Source organism: Candidatus Hakubella thermalkaliphila (assembly GCF_013281975.1).
In the GTDB taxonomy this organism is placed as follows: domain Bacteria; phylum Actinomycetota; class Humimicrobiia; order Hakubellales; family Hakubellaceae; genus Hakubella; species Hakubella thermalkaliphila.
The window spans coordinates 1-1,132 of the sequence record NZ_BLRZ01000277.1 but is presented as its reverse complement, the minus strand read 5'-3'; the positions used below and the strand labels follow the sequence as shown (position 1 = coordinate 1,132).

General features: G+C 46.1%; 2 protein-coding genes. Both read right to left on the bottom strand.

Going from position 1 to position 1,132, the window contains the following annotated elements:
• Positions 1-264: 264 nt before the first annotated feature.
• Entirely contained in the window at positions 265-486 is a 222-nt protein-coding gene (locus HW443_RS11525) for a DUF2273 domain-containing protein (protein WP_258188444.1), read from the bottom strand.
• A 24-nt stretch (positions 487-510) separates the two neighbouring features.
• Positions 511-1,044 (bottom strand): alkaline shock response membrane anchor protein AmaP, encoded by a 534-nt coding sequence (gene amaP / locus HW443_RS11520; RefSeq protein ID WP_219857255.1) that lies wholly within the window; start codon positions 1,042-1,044, stop codon positions 511-513.
• Positions 1,045-1,132: the final 88 nt, after the last annotated feature.

Genomic DNA, 1,132 nt, shown 5'->3' with positions numbered 1-1,132 from the left:
GCAAAACACTTCTGTCAACGGCAGCCCATCTTCCGAACTCCCAGTTTACCAAATATTTTGCAAGCTGATTGTCAATCTCTTCTAGGTGCAAAAGAGCAACTTCAGCCAACTGTCGGGTAAAAAATGCATGGTCACCGCTTAACCCCGCTCTCCGTCAATAATTCGGTCAACGCAGGTTCCAGGCCATTTTTCCCCAGATCATCTTGAAATAAAGCTTTAAAAGCAAGTTCCCTTGCTAGCCGCCGGCTCATCTAATTCCTCCCGTCAATCGCTGTCAGGCCAGATACGTTGCCGTACTTTTTGCAACCCCTCATGGCGGTCATACCGTTTTCCTAAAAATACTCCCAAAGCAATAAACAAAAATAACAGCAAACTTCTCCATAAACCAAAAGTAATTATTGAAAGGCCAATAAAGAGACCAGTCAAGCCACCCAGCACTTTTCCCCAATGTTCAGCCAAAAGCTGGCGCATTATCTTTGCACTCACGTCCACACCCTCTTTCAGAAGTCGTTAGTGAGCAGTCTTTATGCCTTCTGTAACAATACTTTCAATCATCACTTTTACTTCGGCAACACTGCTACCCGTAATTTTCTCCACATCATCTTTCACCACGACCTGCAGCTCTGCAGTTAGCTGCGGGATTATCTGATCCGGATAAATTACAGCGCGGAGGAAAATAACGACCCCTCTGTCGCTAAAGACAATTTTTGTCTTTATTTCTCTAATCCCCATAATACTGTTTGACTCTCTCAGCACGATGTTTTCCACCGCTTTGAAACAGATCCTCACTTCACCAAGGGATCCCTGCTGCAAAATTGTCTCTACCCGCTCGCCGCGGCGCAAACTTGCCGCCAAAACTGCAACAGCCACCAGAATCATCAGACCTGCCAAGACCATAAAGTTCCGGTTCCCATAGACTGCTTCCAAGCTTGTCCGCAAAAAGAGCAAAGGGAAATAGGCGGTAGCAACAATGCCAAGAGCGATGCCGGCAGCAGCAAATGATAAAGCAAGCAAACCCAGATATAGCCTCTCACCAGTAGTCATGCCCATACCTCTCCCTTTTGTGCTTAAGATTGTTAAAAGGCGCTTCAAGAACTCGGGACAGAAAGACCCTGTTAACAGCGGCTTTTTT